Origin of the sequence: Rhizobium sp. WSM1274 (assembly GCF_025200775.1) — a bacterium.
Lineage (GTDB): Bacteria > Pseudomonadota > Alphaproteobacteria > Rhizobiales > Rhizobiaceae > Rhizobium > Rhizobium leguminosarum_I.
Genome location: NZ_CP104138.1, coordinates 2,449,432 through 2,467,240 on the forward strand (window position 1 = coordinate 2,449,432; position 17,809 = coordinate 2,467,240).

Sequence of the window (17,809 nt, forward strand, 5' to 3'; positions counted from 1 at the left end):
CGCGCAGCTTAATTGCGCCCTCACGAAAGAGAGACTACGGCAATACTTATTATATTGCTTTAATCCGAATGGTAATCACAATTATAACGAGCGAAAAAGCGGGAGCTGGCGCCGGAAGACAGCGGCGCCTGCCTCACTGGAGTTTGCGCGCCGCCGAAGGCTTCTTGAGTCCTTGGTAGGCCTTGTTCATCTTCTCGCGGATCGAGGCCATCGTGCCGAGATTATGCCCGCAGGCCGCACACGTGATGATGTCGGTCTCCCGGATCTCGGGCCGCTCGAACTTCATCTTGGTGCTCTTGCACTTCGGGCACGGTAATTCAACCTGAACTGTCATCGCTCTGCTTCCGGTCTGATGGAGATATGAGGCGTTTCGCATAAACGTTTGAGCGGGAGCTGTCTACCGGGGAGCGTGCCGTGTGAGCCCCCTCTGCCCTGCCGGGCATCTCCCCCACAGGTGGGGAGATTGGCTGGACGCACCGGCTTCCCCAAACAACTGGTGTCACAGCAGGGCGAAACCGTAAAGGGGCACGAAGTTCAAGCCACTTGTGATCTCCCCACCTGTGGGGGAGATGCCCGGCAGGGCAGAGGGGGGTACCACGGCACACCCTACATCCCGTATGCACGGCACGACCCTACAGAAAACACAGAAACAGCCCGAACGTAATGCCCGCAAGCACCATGCAACTGGCATAAAACACCGATACGCCGTCCTCGACGTCACCCGACGTCGCCATGTCGCGGCCGGCGTCGTTGATCATCGGTTCGCGCACGATGACGCCGCCATAGATGCGCGGCCCGGCGAGCTGGACGTTCAGCGCGCCAGCCATGGCCGCCTCCGGCCGGCCGGAATTCGGCGAGCGGTGCAAGGCCCCGTCGCGCATCGCCACGCGGATCGCCTCACGGCCGGCGCTTGTTCCCCGCCGGATCCAGGCGCCGGCGGCAATCAGCAGGATGGAGAGGCGCGCGGCCGGCCAGTTGGCGACGTCGTCGAGCCGGGCGGCAGCCCAGCCGAAGTCGATGTATTTTTCCGACTTATGGCCGATCATCGAATCCGCCGTGTTCAGCATCTTGTAGGCGAAGAGCCCCGGCAGGCCGAAGACGGCATACCAGAGCGCCGGCGCAACGACGCCGTCGGAGAAATTCTCGGCGAGGCTTTCGATCGCCGCGCGGCAGACGGCTGGCTCGTCCAGCGTCTCGGGATCGCGTCCGACGACGCGGGAGACGGCGGCCCGCCCGCCGGCAAGCCCCTCGTCGCGCAGCGCGAGGGCAACGGCCGCGACGTGATCGGCAAGGCTTTTCTGCGCCAGGAAGATCGCCACCAGCCCGGTCTCCAGCAAGATGCCGACAAGGCCGAACAGCGCGAAGAACCGGTTGAACACAAAGCCTGCGGCCACCGTCAAAAGAAGCAGCGCCAGGATGGCGGCGATACCGTTCATTCGGCGTTGCGAGCTCGTGAGGCTTGCTGGGTTGAGCTGCCGGTCGGCATAGGAGATCGCCGCGCCGAAGACGACGACGGGATGCGGCATCCGCGACCACAGCCATTGCGGATCGCCGACGATCCGGTCGAGCAGCAGCGCCAGAAGCAGTACGAGAAGGTTTTCGTCGATCGTCATCGCTCAAATCTCTGAAGGGCTTCGCCAAGCCGCCTGTCTGCCGCCGGATCGGGAGTCAGCCCGAAACGCAGCCAATTCGGCGCATACTCGAACTTGCGGACGAGAATATGATGGCGGCAGAGATGCATGTAAATGTCGCCGGCTCTCGCATCGGCGACAAGGGTGAAGAGTGCCGTTCCTCCAGCCATCCGCACCCCCCCGCCCTTCAGCACCGCATGCTGGCCGGTGCAACGTTCATTGATGCGGCTGCGGATAGCAGAAACGTCCGATCGCAGCAGCGAACCGGCAATCGAAAGGGCCGGTCCGGAGACCGCCCAAGGTCCGAGCCAGTCTTCGAAACGCGCGAGAATATCGCCGCGCGCAATCGCAAAGCCGAGCCGGAGGCCGGCAAGTCCAAAGAACTTGCCAAAGGAGCGGAAGATGATGAGATTGGTAAGCTGCGGCGCACGGGATGCAAGACTGAGCGCTGGATCCGTATCACCGAAGGCTTCATCGACGACGAGAAGCCCGCCTGCTGCCTTCATCCTGTCGTGCAGAGCAATCAGTGTTTCGGCCGGCCATACCCGTCCGTCAGGATTGTTCGGATTGACGACGACGGCCAGCCTATGCTCGATCCCGATCGCGGCGAGATTATCGACAGCGTCGACGGTAAAGCCGCCCGAGGTGAAGGCGCGCGCATACTCGCCATAGGTTGGCGACACCACGGCGATCCTATCGTCCGTCACGGCGATCCTGTTGTCCGTCACATCGACTTGCTCATCCGCGACGCCAACCAGCCTGCCCGCCTCGACCAGGCGTGGCAGAAGCTGGATCACCGATTGTGTGCCGGGCACTGGTAGCGGCAGAATCTCGCCGCTGCCGTAGTGGTCGCGCGCCGCGCGCCTTGCCTCATCGACGAGGTGCCTGTCCGGCAGGCGGTGCCAGGCTTGCGCCGGAATGTCAGGCAGCGCGACGGGGCACGGATTGATGCCTGTGGAAAGATCGAGCCAGTCTTCCGGCCTGCCGCCGAAGGCGGCGGCAGCGGCGGTGATGCCGCCGCCATGCGCGATCGGTGCGCTCATGCGGAGGCTCCGGCAAGGTCGATCAGATGCATGTAGGAGCCCGCCACCTGCTCGCGCCGCAGCCCGGCCATGCCGAGATCGGTTCCGAGCGCATCCTGTACCTGAAACAGCCGCTTGCCCTCGCCCTCTGAGACGACGCTGGAATAGTGGAATTCATGGGCCGTCATCATCCGTGCGAAGAAGGCGCCGTCGAGCGGCACAACTCGGCGATAGCCGAGATGGCGCTTTCGCTCCGCATAGCTGGTGACGACGGGCAGCAGGCCGAGCATCTGATGGCGCTTGCTCTCCGCATCGATCAACCCGTCGCCGAGCACCATGTAGCCGCCGCACTCGCCGTAGATCCGGATGTCGCGCGCTGCCGCATCGAGCATGCCGGCGCGGAAATTCTGCGCCTCTGCCAGCCGTCCGGCATGCAGCTCGGGATAACCGCCGGGCAGATAGATCGCATCGGCATCGCCAGCCGGCGCCTCGTCGGCGAGCGGCGAGAAAAAAGAGATCGCAGCACCCCGGCGGCGCCAGCCGAGCAGCATATGCTCGTAGGAAAAGGCAAAGGCGACATCGCGGGCCACGGCGATGCGTGCGCCCAGCGGCGGTAGCCGGTCGATATTGGCGGCCGATGGCCGGTTGAGCCCCTGCTTTGCAATGCGCAGCAGGAATTCGAAATTGCATTCCTCGGAGACCGCATCCGCCGCATGGTCGATGAAAGCGTCGAGCGTAGCATGTTCGCCGGCCTGGACCAGCCCGAGATGCCGCTCCGGCAAAGAAAGCCCTTTGTCGCTGCCGATGACGGCGATGACGGGCATGCGGATAGCCTCCAGCGCCTGTCGCAGCATCGCTTCGTGGCGGCCGCTGCCGACCTTGTTGAGGATGACGCCGGCGACGCGGACATCGGCACGGAAACCGGCAAAACCGGAAACCAGCGGCGCCACCGACTGCGACATGCGCGAGGCGTCGACGACCAACACCACCGAAAGCCCGAGCTGAGCGGCAAGGTCGGCCGCAGTTCCCCTTCCGTCGGCGGCTCCGTCGAAAAGCCCCATCATCGCCTCGATGACGAGGATGCGGTCGCCGGAGCGGTGAAGCGCGGCATTGGCCGAGATCAATTCCCCACGCATCGCCCATGGGTCGAAATTCAGGCAGAGCGTGCCGCTCGCCGCCGCATGGAAGGCGGGATCGATATAGTCGGGGCCGGCTTTGCCGGGCGCGACCGCAATGCCGCGCCGGCGAAGCGCTCGGAGCAACCCGAGCGTTACCATCGTCTTGCCTGCGCCGGAGGAAGGGGCTGCGATCAGGAGGCCGCTCATGCCCGCACCTTGCCGGACCGGCGAAACGGATCGGGCTGCAGCCGCCGTCCAGCGAGTGCGCCGAGCCAGTCGAGCGAGGCCCTCAGCCGCACCACCTCGCCGACGACGACCACCGCCGGCGGCTCCAGCCCGGAGACAGCAACGGCCTCGGTCGCCTCTCCAAGCGTCGTCTCCAGCACCTGCTGCCGGCCAGTGGCGGCATTGCAGACGAAGGCGACGGGTTCTGATGGCGGCCGGCCGGCGGCCATCAGGCGGGCGCTGATCTCGGCGATATGCTTCATCGCCATGTACATGACGATGACGGGTGAGCCACGGCCGATTGCCTCCCAGTTGATCCGGTCAGGCACGATGCCGGAGGAATCATGGCCGGTGAGGAAGGTCACGGCATGGTTGATGTCGCGATGCGTCACCGGGATGCCGGCATAGGCAAGCCCGCCGATGCCGGCGGTGATGCCGGGCACGATGCGGAAAGGAACGTTGTGCTCGACCAGCGTCAGCGCCTCTTCGCCGCCGCGGCCGAAAACGAAGGGATCGCCGCCCTTCAGCCGCAGCACCCGCTTGCCGGCGCGCGCAAGTTCCACAAGCCGCAACGAGATATCGCGCTGTTTCGCCGAAAGCTTGCCGCCGCGTTTACCGGCATATTCCACCAGCGTTTCCGGCCGCGCCAGCGCCAGGCATTCCTCGTTGACCAGCGCATCGTGGACGATGACGTCGGCCTCGGAAAGCCCCTTGGCGGCTAGCAGCGTCAAAAGGCCGGGATCGCCGGGACCGGCGCCGACGAGCCAGACGCTGCCCGGCTCCAGCGCCGGAAGATGGGAGAATGCGGCATCGATCATTCTGCTGATCTAGGCCCCGCAAAGGGCAAGGTCAACGCCGCGCCCATCACCTCACTTGAAGTTGCTGAGATTGATATGACTCACTTTGCGAAGAGGCGGATTCGAATTCTCGAAAAACCCGCACAACAATATGAATATATTATCATATATCGAAAGCCGGCGCGATGCCGCCGGCTCTCCCATCCGTCAGGCTGCAAGCAGCGTGTTGCGGATGAGGTCGAGGACCTTCTCCGATTCAATACCGGTGCAGACGATCTGGCTCGGCAGCCCATCCCAAGCGCCGTCAGGCGGAAAACGCCGGGCGTCCGGCCTAACGATCGTCTGACCGTCGGCAATGCCGCCGCAGACGACGCGCACCGCACCCGAGATCGACGAGAACAGCTCCGGCACCACGACATAGACGCAGGCGCAACTGTCATGCACCATCATGCCGTCTTCAACCGCGTGCTTGTAGAAATCGATGTAGGACTGCGAGAGCGCGTCGAGCTGCTTGACTGCTTTGTCACCCCTGGCCGCCATCTCGCCGAGATAGCTGCGGCTCATCGTGGTGATCGCGGTGACGTCGAGGCCGATGACGGCGACCTTCCAGGGCGCGGTCATGACGATGTCGGCAGCTTCGGGATCACCGTGGATATTGGCCTCGGCGACCGGAGAGACATTGCCCGGCACATAGAAATTGCCGCCCATGATGACGACGTCCTTGGCCAGCGTCGCAATCTCGGGATCTTCCTTCAGCGCCAGCGCCAGGTTGGTCATTCGGCCAACGGCGACGAGTCGCACTTCGCCCGGATGGGCGCGCACCGTGTCAATGATAAAGCGATGCGCCGGGCGCGGATCGAGCGGCAGGTCGATCGTCTCGGGCACGTCGATATCACCGAGGCCGTTCTCGCCATGCACCATGGCCGGCCATGGCCGCTCCGCGCGCGCGGAATCGATGGTGACGCTGGCGCCTTTGGAAACGGGTGCCGGAATATTCCATTCGCGCTTGAGGAAGAGCGCATTGCGCGTCGTCGTCTCGACCGAGGCGTTGCCGAAAACCGTGGTGATGCCGAGAAGGTCGATTTCGGGATGACGATGCAGGAAGAGAAGCGCCATGGCGTCATCGACGCCAGGGTCAGTGTCATAAATGACCTTGTGCATGAGATATCCTCTAGATGTGAACCGTGAAGCAGCCGGACGGCGCCGCGCGTTGGCGCCACCATAGCGCCAGAGAATGATGCTGAAAAGTGTGAGCGGTTTTCAGACGACATCATCCTCTATTTTATTGATTTGATACAGATTCTGCGACCCGCTGCGCCAATGCCGCCGTCGCATGCGCAGATTTGATCTTGGCAACGGCAAGCTCGGCCGAGGCGCCCGCTGCCGCTAGTGCTGCCGCCTCCGCAACGCCATGGCAGCCGACGCGGGCAAAGACGATCTCCGACGGGTTCTTCAGCCGCGGCGTCTCCCCTTCCAGCCGTGCGGCGGTAAAGAATACCGCCGGCACCGAGAAATGCGCCGCCACCGCAAGCACCGCCGGCTCGTTCTTACGGGTATAGATCGAGGCAACGGCCGCCAGTGCCTCCCCGCTGACCCCGGCCTTACGAAGCGCCTGTTCGGCTAGAGCCAGCACCTCCTGTGCCGGTGCACCACGCTCGCAGCCGACCCCGAGCACCAGGCGCCGAACGATGTCGAATCGGACTTCATCCATGACGAACAGCCCACAAAGATTCCAACAGAGACTCTCTCACGTGAATGTTTAGCGCAGAGCGCGAGGCCCACAACGTTGCCCGCGCGCTTTGCCGACGGGAGCCGGTCCTGATGTTCAGAACTCCACGCCCGGCTGGCCCTTGATGCCGGAGCGGAAGGGGTGTTTGACGAGCTCCATCTCGGTCACCAAATCGGCGATGTCGATCAATTCTTCCTTGGCGTTGCGCCCCGTCAGCACGACGTGTGTCATGGCCGGCTTCTCGCTCTTCAGGAAGGCGACGACATCGTTGATATCGAGGTAGTCGTACCGCAGTGCGATATTGATCTCGTCGAGCAGCACCATGGAATTGCGCTCGTCGCGGATCAGCTCCTTGGCCTTTTCCCAGGCAGCCGACGCTGCGGCGACATCGCGGGCGCGGTCCTGGGTTTCCCAGGTGAAGCCCTCGCCCATGGTGTGGAACTGGCAGAGATCGGAGAAATGCTTCTCGATCAGGTCGCGCTCGCCGGTCCACATCGCGCCCTTGATAAACTGCACGACGGCCGACGGCTTGCCGTGGGCGATATGGCGGAAGATCATGCCGAAGGCGGCAGACGACTTGCCCTTGCCCTTGCCGGTGTGAACGATGATCAGGCCCTTGCCATCGGTCTTGGTCGCCATGATCTTGTCGCGCGCGGCCTTCTTCTTCGCCATCTTCTCGGCATGGCGGGCGTCGTCCTTGCCAACTCTGCCTTCTGCGATCTCGCTGTCCGGGGTCTCGTCGCTCATTGGGTCACCTCATTCTGTTGTCTGGCTAGAGCATGATGTCGAAAAGTGTGAGCGGTTTTCGGACGACATCACGCTCTATTTTTTTGATTTAAGTCGAACCGGGCCGAATTGCTGCGCGGCGTCCAGAGACTGCGGTCGATCGCTTCGAGCAGCCGCTTCTTCATCTCGCCAAATGCCGCCGGGTTCTTCTCGATCATGAAATCGCGCACGCCGGGATCGGCGACGAAGGCTTGGTAGACCGCCTCGAAGTGATGCTCGCCGACCGCGCCCGTCGTCGCCGAAAAGGCAAAGAGATAATCGACGGTGGCGGCGATCTCGGCTGCCCCCTTGTAGCCGTGGCGCATGACGCCCGCGATCCATTTCGGGTTGACGACGCGCCCACGCACGACGCGGCCGATCTCCTCTTCCAGCGAACGGATTACCGGCTTTTCCGGTCTGGAATGGTCGTTGTGATAGATCGAAGGGCGCGCGCCGGCGAGCCGCTCGGCGGCGGCGGCCATGCCGCCCTCGAACTGGTAATAGTCGTCGCTGTCGAGCAGGTCGTGCTCGCGATTGTCCTGGTTCTGGATGACAGCCTGCACCGAGCGCAGCCGCTCCTCGAACAGGCCGCGTTCGGCCCTGCCCTCTTCGCCGGCACCATAGGCATAGCTGCCCCAGACAAGATAGGCCTCGGCGAGATCGGCGCGCCGCTCCCAGCCCTTTTCATCGATCAGCGCCTGCAGGCCGGCGCCGTAAGCGCCAGGCTTCGAGCCGAAGACCCGATAGCCCGCCCGGCGCTTTGCCGAGACTTCGTCCAGGCCGGCGGCGCCAAGCCTTGCCGCCTCGCCTCGCATGCGCTCGGCAATGGGATTGTCGGCAGCATCCTCCTCCAGCGCGCCGACGGCGCGGATCGCCTTGTCGAACAGCGCTATCTGCTCGGGAAAGGCATCCCGGAAGAAGCCGGAAATGCGGAGCGTCACGTCAACGCGCGGGCGCCGAAGCATCGCCGGCGGAATGATCTCGTAACCGGTGACACGACGCGAGCTCATGTCCCAGAGCGGCTTGACGCCGATCAGCGCCAGCGCCTGGGCGATATCGTCGCCGCCAGTGCGCATGTTCGACGTGCCCCAAGCCGTCAGCCCGAAGGAGACAGGCCATTCGCCGTGATCCTGCACATAGCGGCGGACAAGCAGTTCGGCCGATTTCTTGCCGAGCTCGTAGGCAGCCGGCGTCGGCACGGCACGGCTGTCGACCGAGTAGAAATTGCGGCCGGTGGGCAAGACGTCGGGCCGCCCTCGCGTCGGCGCGCCGGATGGACCGGGCGCGACAAAGCGGCCGTCGAGGCCCTTGAGCAGAGCTTCGATTTCGGCGGGGCCGCAGGCGAGAATGGAGGGTTTGAGGCGGGTTTCGATTTCGGAGAGCACCACCCGTGTCGCCTTCCAGTCCTCGGGGCATTTGCTCTCGCCGGAAACGAACTTCGCCGCCAGCAGTTCGATGCGCTCGACGGTGTCGCCGTTGGTTCGCCATGGGGTATCGAGGAGGTCAGCGAGGATCTCAGAACGTGGCCCGGTCCAGATGGCGGCCATGTCGGTGTCGAGAGGGTCGAAGGAAGGCCCCTCCCCAACCCCTCCCGACAGGTGTGAGGGGCTTGCTGGGCGCCCCGTCTCAACATCAGCTTTGGCAATACGGGCTGCGGCAAGCGCAGAGGTAAGTCCCTCCCCCTTGTGGGGAGGGGTTGGGGAGGGGTCTTTCAGTTGGGAGAGATCTTTCAGCGCATCCCCAGCGATCGCCCGCTGCAAGCTCGCATCACCGCCCTCGCCAAGCCCGCGCGGCACCCGCGCCAGCGCCACAGTGAGGTCGGTCAGCAGCCGCCCCTCGGGCGACACCCCGAACACATGCAGCCCATCGCGGATCTGCATTTCCTTGAGGTCGCAGAGATAGGCGTCGAGCTTCTTCAGCGCCTCGCCCTCGCTTTCGCCCTTGGCGATACCGGCATCCCGGTCGAGACCGATATCGGTCACGAGATCGAGGATCTGGCGGCTGAGCAGGCGGATGCGGCGGGGATCGCCGCCAGACGCCTCGTAATATTCGTCGACCAGCGCCTCCAGATCCTTCAGCGGCCCATAGCTCTCCGCCCGCGTCAAAGGCGGGGTCAGATGATCGATGATCACAGCAGCATTTCGGCGCTTGGCCTGCGTGCCCTCACCCGGATCGTTGACGATGAAGGGATAAAGGTGCGGCAGCGGTCCAAGAATCGCCTCGGGATAACAGCTTTCAGACAGCGCCAGCGCCTTGCCCGGCAGCCATTCGAGATTGCCGTGCTTGCCCATATGGATGACGGCATGGGCGCCGAATTTGCGGCGCAGGAAAGCGTAGAAGGCGAGATAGCCGTGCGGCGGCACGAGATCCGGCGAATGATAGCTCTGTTTCGGATCGATATTATAGCCGCGTGCCGGCTGTATGCCGACGAGCACCTTACCGAAGCGCGCAAAAGGCAGAGCGAAGACGCCCTCGCGAAAATACGGATCGTCTTGCGGGCTTCCCCAGCGGGCTCTCACCTCATCCTGAATCTTATTGGGAAGAGATTGCAGGAAGCTGTTGTACAGACTCAAGGAAAGCGTTTCGCGGATGATCTTTCCGTCGGAACCGGAATTGGTCGGCCCGTCCATCAGATGGCGGATCAGCAGATCGCCGTCGGCGGGAATCTCGGCGACCGGATATCCCGCCGAGCGCATGGCGCGAAGCACCTCGATGGTGCCGGCCGGCGTATCCAAGCCGACGCCGTTGCCGAGCCGACCATCGCGGTTCGGGTAATTCGCCATGACGAGCGCGATGCGCCGGTCGCCGGCTGATGTCTTCCGCAGCCGCGCCCAATTGGCGGCAAGCTCCGCCGTATAACGCACCCGGCCGGCATCAGCCTGGCTGGCGACGATATTGGTCTCGACCCGCGCGTCGTAGCGGGCCGCCGTCTTGAAGGAGACCGCCCGCGCCAGCACCCGACCATCGACTTCAGGCAGGGCCACGTTCATGCCGAGATCGCGCGCCGACAAGCCCTGCGAGGAAGCCGCCCATGCCTCCCTCGACGAGGCGGACAGGATCGCCTGCAGCACGATCGCCTCATTCGCCTCCAGCACCGTCGGCTGCCGGTCGGCACCCGGTGCCGAGACCGCAAAGCCCGTCGTATTGATGACGACATCAGGTTTCAGCGCCGAAAATACGCTTTCGAGAATGCCTGTCGAAACCGGATCTTTGAGACTATAGGCAAAGACCGGCAGCGGGCGCAGGCCGAGTGTCATCAGCGCTTCGATCAGAGCTTCGATCGGCCCGGTCTCGCCGCTTTGGACGAGGGCGCGGTAGAAGCTGATGGCGACGATGGGTTGGGATCCCGCTTCTATCGCCGAGTTTGGAGTACCCCCCTCTGTCCTGCCGGACATCTCCCCCACAAGGGGGGAGATCGGCAAGTCGCTTGGGCTTCCTGCACAAGAACCGTTTGAAAATGCCGCAACACCTTCGGCGCATGAGATGGAACGAGGCCTCTCATCCCTGATCTCCCCCCCTGTGGCGGAGATGTCCGGCAGGACAGAGGGGGGTGCCACAGCCAAAGACGCCTCCGAAGACGATATAACAACCCGCCGCCACGCCTCAACCCCGATCAACGCCCGCCCCGGCCACCAAATACCCGCCTTCATCAGCGGCACCGCCGGCGCAGGCTTTTCGCCATCCGACAGCATCGCCTCAGCATAATCGAGAAACGCCTGCGTATTGGCATCGCCGCCCTCGATCAGATAGGCCCAGAGCGCATTGAGATCGTCGAGATCAACATTAGAGAACGGCACCAGCCCCGCATCCGGCCTGGCATCGCCCGGCAGCACGGCGATCAGCGCACCGGCGCGGGCGGCTGCCGCATGCAGCGCTTCCAGCGCATAGTGGAAATAGCTGGCGCCGCCGAGCGCACGCACGATGATCAGCTTCGCATGCCGCGCGGTGCGCTCGACATAGGTGTCGACCGACATCGGGTGCTTGAGGCTCATCAGGCTGGCGAGTCGCAGCGAAGGTGCTGTCCGGCGATCGCCATAGGCGGCGGCGATCGCGGCAAGCTCGCTGTCGGCCGCCGACAGGAACAGGATATCGCCCGGGGACTGCCCGAGGTCGATTGCCTCCTCACCGTCGCTGATCGTTCCTTGTTGAGCCAGAAGCAGATGCATCGGGTTATGCCAGCGTTTCGATCGCCGCCCTCACCGCGCCCTGATCCATTTTGTGCAGGCCGATGACGACGAGCCGCGTGGCGCGCTTTTCGCCAGTTGCCCAGGCGCGGTCGAAATAATGGTCGATGCGGCTGCCAACGGCCTGGAGTTGCAGGCGCATCGGCTTGCCCGAGACATCGACGAAACCCTTGAGGCGCAGCACGTCATGGGCTGAAATAACAGTCTTCAGGGACTCGATGAAGCCAGCGGGATCGGCAACAGGGCCAAGCTCGACAACGAAGCTGTCGAATTCGTCATGGTCGTGCGGCGCACCGTCCTCGTGCTCCAGCTCATGATGTGACTTGCGATTGGCGACATCGTCCTCCGTGCCGATGCCGAGGCCGAGCAGAATGCCGGCCGACACCTCGCCGTTCCTCGCCTCGATCATCACGGGCTTGCGCACCGTACGGGAAGCGACCTCGTCGCGCACCCTGATAAGGCCGGCAGCATCGATCAGGTCTGTCTTGTTGAGCACGATGAGGTCGGCGCAGGTGAGCTGATCCTCGAACAGTTCCTCGATCGGGCTTTCGTGATCGAGCGATTCATCCTCCGCGCGGCGCGCATCGACCGCATCATGGTCGTCGGCAAAACGGCCGGCGGCGACGGCGGCGCTGTCGACCACCGTAATGACGCCATCGACGGTCACCTGGGTGCGAATGTCGGGCCAGTTGAAGGCGGCGACCAGCGGCTGCGGCAGGGCAAGGCCCGAGGTTTCGATGACGATATGGTCGGGCCGATGTTCGCGTTCCAGCAGCTTGGTCATCGTCGGGATGAAATCGTCGGCGACAGTGCAGCAGATGCAGCCATTGGTGAGTTCGATGATGTCGTCCTCGGTGCAATTCTCCGCACCGCAGCCCTTCAACACATCACCGTCGACGCCGAGATCGCCGAATTCGTTGATGATCAGCGCAATCTTCTTGCCGCCGGCATTGGTGAGCAGGTTGCGGATCAGCGTCGTCTTGCCGGCGCCGAGGAAGCCGGTGATCACGGTTGCGGGAATCTTCTGCTGGTTCATGGACTTAACCCTTCATTTTCAACGGCAGGCCTGCCGCGATGAAATAAACTTCGGCGGCCTTCGCCGCGATCGATTGGTGCAAGCGGCCGACATGATCGCGAAAATCCCGCGCCATGCGATTGTCGGGCACGATGCCGAGACCGACCTCGTTGGAAACGAAAACGAGCCGTGCCTTCGCGGCAGGCAGAAAATCGGCAAGCGCAGCAAATTCCGCCGCCATCTCACGCTCCTCCATCATCAGATTGGTGACCCAGAGCGTCAGGCAGTCGACGAGAACGATGCGCCCCGGGCCATCGATGGCGTTGAGCTTGCCGACAAGATCGACCGGCTCCTCATGCGTCGTCCAGGACGGGCCGCGGTCGGCCTGGTGTCGGGCGATGTGCGCCTGCATCTCCTCGTCCCAAGCGCGGCCGGTGGCTACGTAATGGCGATCGAGGCCGGTCGCGGTGACGAGGGCTTCGGCGAAACGGGATTTGCCGGAACGTGCGCCGCCGAGGATGAAGACGGTGTTGGATGGGGAGGCCGTCATGCGAAAGCGGCCTCCAGAGGAAACGCAACGTTCCACCACGCTCCCTCATTCCTGTGCTCGTCACAGGAATCCAGCCACGGCGCGTCCGCGCCGTGAATGACTCTGTGCTGTCGTGAAATGATTCTTTCGCGCCCAAGGACTTGGGCGCACTGGAATCCTGTGACCAGCACAGGAATGAGGGAGGAGAGGAAAGTGCCTCGCAAATGCACCGAGCCACAGGGCTCAACCCGTCTTTCGGTCCCCCCTCGCGAATGAGAGGAAGCGAGGCGCCCCCGCACATCTCTTCTCCCCAGCGGGGAGAAGGTGCCGGCAGGCGGTTGAGGGGGTGAGCGGCGAAGCCGCGAATGCACTGAGCGCAAGCGAAGGGCAATGATGAAGGGCGTGCCGTGCGGCCCCCTCATCCGACCCTTCGGGCCACCTTCTCCCCGCTGGGGAGAAGAGGAAGCAAATAGCGCCGCACCAGGCCGCGCCGAATTCAATCGTTCAGCCAAGACAACCTCCGTGCTGGCAACGGGCATAGTGCCCAGGTGTGGGCTTCTTGCCCGGCACGTATGGCAGGTCTCCTGGCTCGCGGTTATCGGCCGCGATCGGGGCAGACCGGAAACCGGTCGCCCTGATCGTGCCAGCGGATCATCCTCGCCTTCCCGGCCGCATCAGTGAAAAGGTGGACGATTCGTAGACTTGAGAGGCGTCCGACCCCGGTTGATCACCATGCATTTCCAGTGGCTTTTCCGGCATATCGCCTATCCCGCCCGCTTGCATGATTGCAAGCCGCCGGCCGGAAGGGCTTAGTGCCGGATGGAAGACCCTGACCGCTCTACAGTCGCGGGGTCGGCTGTGATGAAGGCGCCCGGCTTGGGTCCGCCCCGTCACATTCCCTTTTCATCCGGAAGGGCGTAACACCGATCCGGAACCATCCGTTATGTCAGGATGGTCAATCGACCATCCGTTATCGGGATGGTTAGGCAAGCGCAGGGGTGAAGTCAACCGACCTTGGCGGTCGACCGGTTGACGGCCAGCCGGTATGCTTGCTCCAACACGACTTACTCTACCTAAAACATCGTCATTTATCAGAGACTTACGTCACAAATATTTATCCCGCCCGCCGAGTTTTCGCCGCAATTGCGTCGCAAGCGGGCTGCGCGATCATCTCCGCCCTTGACCGGGCCTCTCCTCGCCTAGTTGTCTAGCCATGCTTATGAAATTGGATCGGCGCCGTTTCCGCGCGCTGCGTGTTTTCTTCGATCCGGGACGCCTGCGCGCGCTGACCCGCCGTAGCGAGGTCGGCCTGTCGCTGGCGGGCGCCGTCGTCGGCATCATCTCGGGTCTTGCCGTCACCGGCATGAGCTACGTCTCCAACGAGCTGCATCAGCTGGTCTTCGGCATCGCCGACAGCGAACGGCTGAGCGCGTCCGAGATCGAGAGCAAGATGCTGCTGCTCACCGCCCCCGTCATCGGCGGCGCCCTGCTCGGCCTGTTGCTTCTCGTGCTGGCGAAACGGCGCAAGAAGCCGATGGTCGACCCGATCGAGGCCAATGCGCTGCATGGCGGCCGCCTGTCCCTGACCGACAGCATCATCGTTGCCGTGCAGAACCTGATCTCCAACGGTTTCGGCGCCTCGGTCGGCCTGGAGGCCGGCTATACCCAGCTTGCCGCCGGCCTCGCCTCGAAATTCGGCCTGAAGCTGCAGCTTCGCCGCTCGGACCTGCGCACCCTGGTTGGCTGCGGCGCGGCGGGCGCCATCGCCGCCGCCTTTAACGCACCGCTGACCGGTGCTTTCTACGCTTTCGAGCTGATCATCGGCTCCTATACGATCGTCTCGCTGACGCCTGTCGTCGTCTCCGCCCTTGTCTCGACTCTGATCGCAAGGCTGCTTGCCGGCAGCGATTTCACCATCGATATCGGCAGCTTCGGCTCAGTCGTGCCGGCCGATTATATCCCAGCGCTGCTGCTCGGCATTTTCTGCGCCGGTGTCGGCATCCTGATCATGCAGGGCGTCGCTTTTGTCGAGGAGCTGGCGCGCAAGAGCTCAATCGCCCCACCCTTCCGTCCGGCACTCGGCGGCATCATCGTCGGGCTCTTGGCTATGATCTCGCCGCAAGTGCTCTCGGCCGGCCACGGCGCGCTACATCTCAATCTTTCCCGTGAGGTGGCAATCCCAACGCTGATCGGCCTCTTCCTCTTGAAATCCTTCGCCTCGGCGATCTCGATCGGCTCCGGCTTCAGGGGTGGGCTATTCTTCGCTTCGCTGTTCATGGGCGCCCTGCTCGGCAAGCTCTTTGCCTATTGTGGCCCCTACTTCGCCGATGCGACGCTGACGCCCGTCATCTATGCCGTGGTCGGCATGAGCTCGCTTGCCGTCGCCGTCATCGGCGGGCCGCTGACCATGACGTTCCTGGCGCTCGAAATCACCGGCGATTTTCCGATCACGGCGCTGGTGCTCGCTGCCGTCATCACCTCCTCCCTCGTCGTGCGCTCGACCTTCGGCTACTCCTTCGCCACATGGCGGTTCCATCTGCGCGGCGAAAGCATCCGCAGCGCCCACGACGTCGGCTGGATCCGCAATCTGACGGTCGACAAGCTGATGCGCGCCGACGTCAAGAAGGCGAAGGCGGGCATCACGCTGGAGGAATTCAAGCAGGCCTTCCCGATCGGCTCGACCCAGCGCGTCATCCTCGTCGAGGAGAGCGACAAATATGCGGGCTTGGTGCTGGTGCCGGAGATCTACGCCAACCCGACCGACGCCCAGGACGAGGGCAAGACGCTTGCCGATTTCATCCACTACCGCAACGACTTCCTGCAGCCGCAGATGAATGCCAGACAGGCGGCGGCGATCTTCGACAAGAGCGAAAGCGAAGCGCTCGCCGTCGTCAACAACCTGATCGAACGCAAGGTGATCGGCCAGCTCAGCGAAAGCTATACGCTGCGCCGCTACAGCGAAGAACTCGACCGCCGCCGCCGCGAGGTCTCCGGCGAGATCTAAGCCGCTATGATCCGGGGCCGGCGAGCTTGAACACCTCTGCCCGCTTCGAAACGCCGCGCAATTCAAACGAACCCAGATACTCGCAGGCCACGGCGCAGGTGGTCGCGAAGCTCTCCGACATCAGCAGGTCTTGCTCCAGCGTGCCGCAGAGCTTTTCAAGCCGCGAGGCCTCGTTGACGGCCCTGCCGATCACCGTGAAATCGAGCCTGCCGCGGGCGCCAACGTTCCCGTAGAAAACCTCGCCGAGATGAAGGACGACATCGACGCCGATATCGGGGCCGCCGTTTTGCGTCCGCTCGCGGTTCAGCGCCTCGTTTGCTTTCAGCAGATTCTTCGCGGAAGCCAGCGCGGCCATGCAAGCCTTCTGTGGGTCGTCGGCGTCGGTCGGAAAGATCGCCAGCACGCTGTCGCCCATGAACTTGAGGATTTCGCCGGAATTTTCCTCGACATGCCGGTCGATCAGCTCGAAATGTTCGTTCAGAAACCCGACGATCTCGCCGGGTTGATAGACCTCGGTCAAGGCGGTGAAATTTCTGAGGTCCGCAAGCAGGATCGCCGCATTGATGGAACCGCCCGTTCCCCTCTGGGTCTCGCCGGCCAGGATGCGCGCGCTCGTTCTGGCGCCGGTATAGACCGCGAGGATATCGGTGGCGGTTTTCGATGCCGCCACACGGTAAGCCGCCAGCCCCAGCGCTGGGACAAGCGCTTTGACTGTTACCAGTTGATCATCGGAAAATCCGCCCGGCGCATCGCTGGTCAGCGAGAAGCCGAGCCCGCGTAGCGCGACTTCCTTCGGGAATTCGAAAAGGCTGACCACGTGATCCGTGCCGCCGGCGAGCGCGAATTCCTTGAGCTGCGGATAGTCGAAACCTTCACCTTTCGCCAGTATCCAACGCCCCGTCCTTTCGCCGCGGCTCAACAGGTAGAATATCGGCGTTTTCTCGAAATTGCGCTCTTCCACGCTGCCATGCGCCGCATTTTCAAGAACCGTTGCACCGCCCCGGATGAAATTGGCCGAAACGCCGCGATACATAGGGTGAATGGATGGCATAGTGATGCTGGCCCTCCAGATGGGAAAGCCGTCCGCGATCAACCGGTCGCACAGGCCGGCGACGAGATCGCCAATATGCTCACTAGTGATTCCATGTTCTATAAGCCACTGAATATGATCGTTAATTTTTGAATCTCCACATGACCGACGCAGTCTATCGTCGGAAATCGGGCAAATGGACGGCGATGACCAACGGGGGCGTTGCACGTCGACCAATAGTCGAGTCAGGCAGATATTTCTAGCCACGGACTCCGGCAACGACAACCACAGGCCAGAGGGAATGATACCTGCCGTTGCCGTCATTCGCCTGCCGACGAAGGGCAACGGAGAGTGCTGCAGAAATGAAGACGGTGCCGTAGCGCCTACGAATATCTCACATCCTGACCGTCATGCCGCCGTTGACCGTCAGCACATCGCCGTTGACGAAGGAAGCGGCGGCGCTTGCGAGAAACAGCGCCGCGCCGGCGATCTCGTCTGGGCGTCCCCAGCGCTGGACCGGGATGCGCTGGCGCACGAAGGGCATCAATTCCTCGTTCGCAGCCATCGCCGCGTTCGTCTCGGTGGCGAACCAGCCGGGCGCAATCGCGTTGCTGGTGATGCCGTCCGGGCCGAATTCAACCGCCATGCCGCGCATCAGTCTGGTCAGTCCCTTCTTTGCTGCAGGGGGAACGCGGCGCCGCCACGATTCTCTTCTCCCCATCGGGGAGTAGGTGCCGGCAGGCGGTTGAGCGACTATCTG

The 17,809-nt window shown here is 63.3% G+C and carries 13 protein-coding genes, 1 pseudogene and 1 riboswitch; of the genes and pseudogenes, 1 reads left to right on the forward strand and 13 read right to left on the reverse strand.

Annotation, left to right across the window (positions count from 1 at the left end):
- Window positions 1-133: 133 nt before the first annotated feature.
- From N2600_RS12370 to cobU, 11 genes are all read right to left on the reverse strand, one after another.
- The gene (locus N2600_RS12370) at window positions 134-334 is read right to left on the reverse strand and encodes an ECs_2282 family putative zinc-binding protein (protein WP_018074603.1); all 201 of its coding nucleotides are present in this window, start codon (window positions 332-334) and stop codon (window positions 134-136) included.
- Window positions 335-632: 298 nt separating this feature from the next.
- Entirely contained in the window at window positions 633-1,613 is a 981-nt protein-coding gene (gene cbiB, locus N2600_RS12375) for an adenosylcobinamide-phosphate synthase CbiB (protein WP_260298828.1), read from the reverse strand.
- Window positions 1,610-2,674 (reverse strand): threonine-phosphate decarboxylase, encoded by a 1,065-nt coding sequence (locus N2600_RS12380; RefSeq protein ID WP_260298829.1) that lies wholly within the window; start codon window positions 2,672-2,674, stop codon window positions 1,610-1,612. The genes cbiB and N2600_RS12380 overlap by 4 nt, the downstream gene beginning before the upstream one ends.
- On the reverse strand, window positions 2,671-3,978 hold the full coding sequence (locus tag N2600_RS12385) for a cobyrinate a,c-diamide synthase (protein WP_260111017.1): 1,308 nt from the start codon (window positions 3,976-3,978) through the stop codon (window positions 2,671-2,673). The genes N2600_RS12380 and N2600_RS12385 overlap by 4 nt, the downstream gene beginning before the upstream one ends.
- Window positions 3,975-4,814, reverse strand: coding sequence for a uroporphyrinogen-III C-methyltransferase (gene cobA / locus N2600_RS12390; RefSeq protein ID WP_260298830.1), 840 nt, complete (start codon window positions 4,812-4,814; stop codon window positions 3,975-3,977). Before cobA ends, N2600_RS12385 begins: the two co-directional genes overlap by 4 nt.
- A 186-nt stretch (window positions 4,815-5,000) precedes the next feature.
- Window positions 5,001-5,954, reverse strand: a complete 954-nt coding sequence (locus N2600_RS12395) for a nucleoside hydrolase (RefSeq protein ID WP_260298831.1) — start codon at window positions 5,952-5,954, stop codon at window positions 5,001-5,003.
- 121 nt (window positions 5,955-6,075) lie between these two features.
- Window positions 6,076-6,504: a cobalamin biosynthesis protein gene (locus N2600_RS12400; protein ID WP_260298832.1), complete on the reverse strand. Its 429-nt coding sequence runs from the start codon at window positions 6,502-6,504 to the stop codon at window positions 6,076-6,078.
- A 114-nt stretch (window positions 6,505-6,618) separates the two neighbouring features.
- Window positions 6,619-7,269: a cob(I)yrinic acid a,c-diamide adenosyltransferase gene (cobO, locus tag N2600_RS12405; RefSeq protein ID WP_222387331.1), complete on the reverse strand. Its 651-nt coding sequence runs from the start codon at window positions 7,267-7,269 to the stop codon at window positions 6,619-6,621.
- A 68-nt stretch (window positions 7,270-7,337) separates the two neighbouring features.
- Window positions 7,338-11,453, reverse strand: coding sequence for a cobaltochelatase subunit CobN (gene cobN, locus N2600_RS12410; RefSeq protein ID WP_260298833.1), 4,116 nt, complete (start codon window positions 11,451-11,453; stop codon window positions 7,338-7,340).
- 4 nt (window positions 11,454-11,457) lie between these two features.
- A complete protein-coding gene (gene cobW, locus N2600_RS12415) occupies window positions 11,458-12,507 on the reverse strand; it encodes a cobalamin biosynthesis protein CobW (RefSeq protein ID WP_260296393.1) in 1,050 nt (349 codons plus the stop codon).
- A gap of 4 nt (window positions 12,508-12,511) precedes the next feature.
- Window positions 12,512-13,036 (reverse strand): bifunctional adenosylcobinamide kinase/adenosylcobinamide-phosphate guanylyltransferase, encoded by a 525-nt coding sequence (gene cobU / locus N2600_RS12420; RefSeq protein WP_260296394.1) that lies wholly within the window; start codon window positions 13,034-13,036, stop codon window positions 12,512-12,514.
- A 536-nt stretch (window positions 13,037-13,572) separates the two neighbouring features.
- Window positions 13,573-13,969: riboswitch (cobalamin riboswitch) on the reverse strand.
- 259 nt (window positions 13,970-14,228) lie between these two features.
- On the opposite strand from cobU, the gene N2600_RS12425 reads away from it, so the two are divergent.
- Entirely contained in the window at window positions 14,229-16,019 is a 1,791-nt protein-coding gene (locus tag N2600_RS12425) for a chloride channel protein (RefSeq protein WP_260111025.1), read from the forward strand.
- A 4-nt stretch (window positions 16,020-16,023) separates the two neighbouring features.
- On the opposite strand, the gene N2600_RS12430 is transcribed toward N2600_RS12425, so the two are convergent.
- Together N2600_RS12430 and N2600_RS12435 are read right to left on the reverse strand one after the other, a co-directional pair.
- Complete coding sequence (locus N2600_RS12430; RefSeq protein WP_170261968.1) at window positions 16,024-17,112, reverse strand: adenylate/guanylate cyclase domain-containing protein; 1,089 nt, start codon at window positions 17,110-17,112, stop codon at window positions 16,024-16,026.
- 331 nt (window positions 17,113-17,443) lie between these two features.
- A pseudogene (locus tag N2600_RS12435) lies at window positions 17,444-17,740 on the reverse strand (SDR family oxidoreductase); the annotation flags it as partial.
- Window positions 17,741-17,809: the final 69 nt, after the last annotated feature.

Excerpts from the sequence above, each read along its gene's own strand:
- N2600_RS12370 (WP_018074603.1), bottom strand. The coding sequence starts at position 334 with ATGACAGTTCAGGTTGAATTACCGTGCCCGAAGTGCAAGAGCACCAAG.
- cbiB (WP_260298828.1), bottom strand. The coding sequence starts at position 1,613 with ATGACGATCGACGAAAACCTTCTCGTACTGCTTCTGGCGCTGCTGCTC.
- N2600_RS12380 (WP_260298829.1), bottom strand. The coding sequence starts at position 2,674 with ATGAGCGCACCGATCGCGCATGGCGGCGGCATCACCGCCGCTGCCGCC.
- N2600_RS12385 (WP_260111017.1), bottom strand. The coding sequence starts at position 3,978 with ATGAGCGGCCTCCTGATCGCAGCCCCTTCCTCCGGCGCAGGCAAGACG.
- cobA (WP_260298830.1), bottom strand. The coding sequence starts at position 4,814 with ATGATCGATGCCGCATTCTCCCATCTTCCGGCGCTGGAGCCGGGCAGC.
- N2600_RS12395 (WP_260298831.1), bottom strand. The coding sequence starts at position 5,954 with ATGCACAAGGTCATTTATGACACTGACCCTGGCGTCGATGACGCCATG.
- N2600_RS12400 (WP_260298832.1), bottom strand. The coding sequence starts at position 6,504 with ATGGATGAAGTCCGATTCGACATCGTTCGGCGCCTGGTGCTCGGGGTC.
- cobO (WP_222387331.1), bottom strand. The coding sequence starts at position 7,269 with ATGAGCGACGAGACCCCGGACAGCGAGATCGCAGAAGGCAGAGTTGGC.
- cobN (WP_260298833.1), bottom strand. The coding sequence starts at position 11,453 with ATGCATCTGCTTCTGGCTCAACAAGGAACGATCAGCGACGGTGAGGAG.
- cobW (WP_260296393.1), bottom strand. The coding sequence starts at position 12,507 with ATGAACCAGCAGAAGATTCCCGCAACCGTGATCACCGGCTTCCTCGGC.
- cobU (WP_260296394.1), bottom strand. The coding sequence starts at position 13,036 with ATGACGGCCTCCCCATCCAACACCGTCTTCATCCTCGGCGGCGCACGT.
- N2600_RS12425 (WP_260111025.1), top strand. The coding sequence starts at position 14,229 with ATGCTTATGAAATTGGATCGGCGCCGTTTCCGCGCGCTGCGTGTTTTC.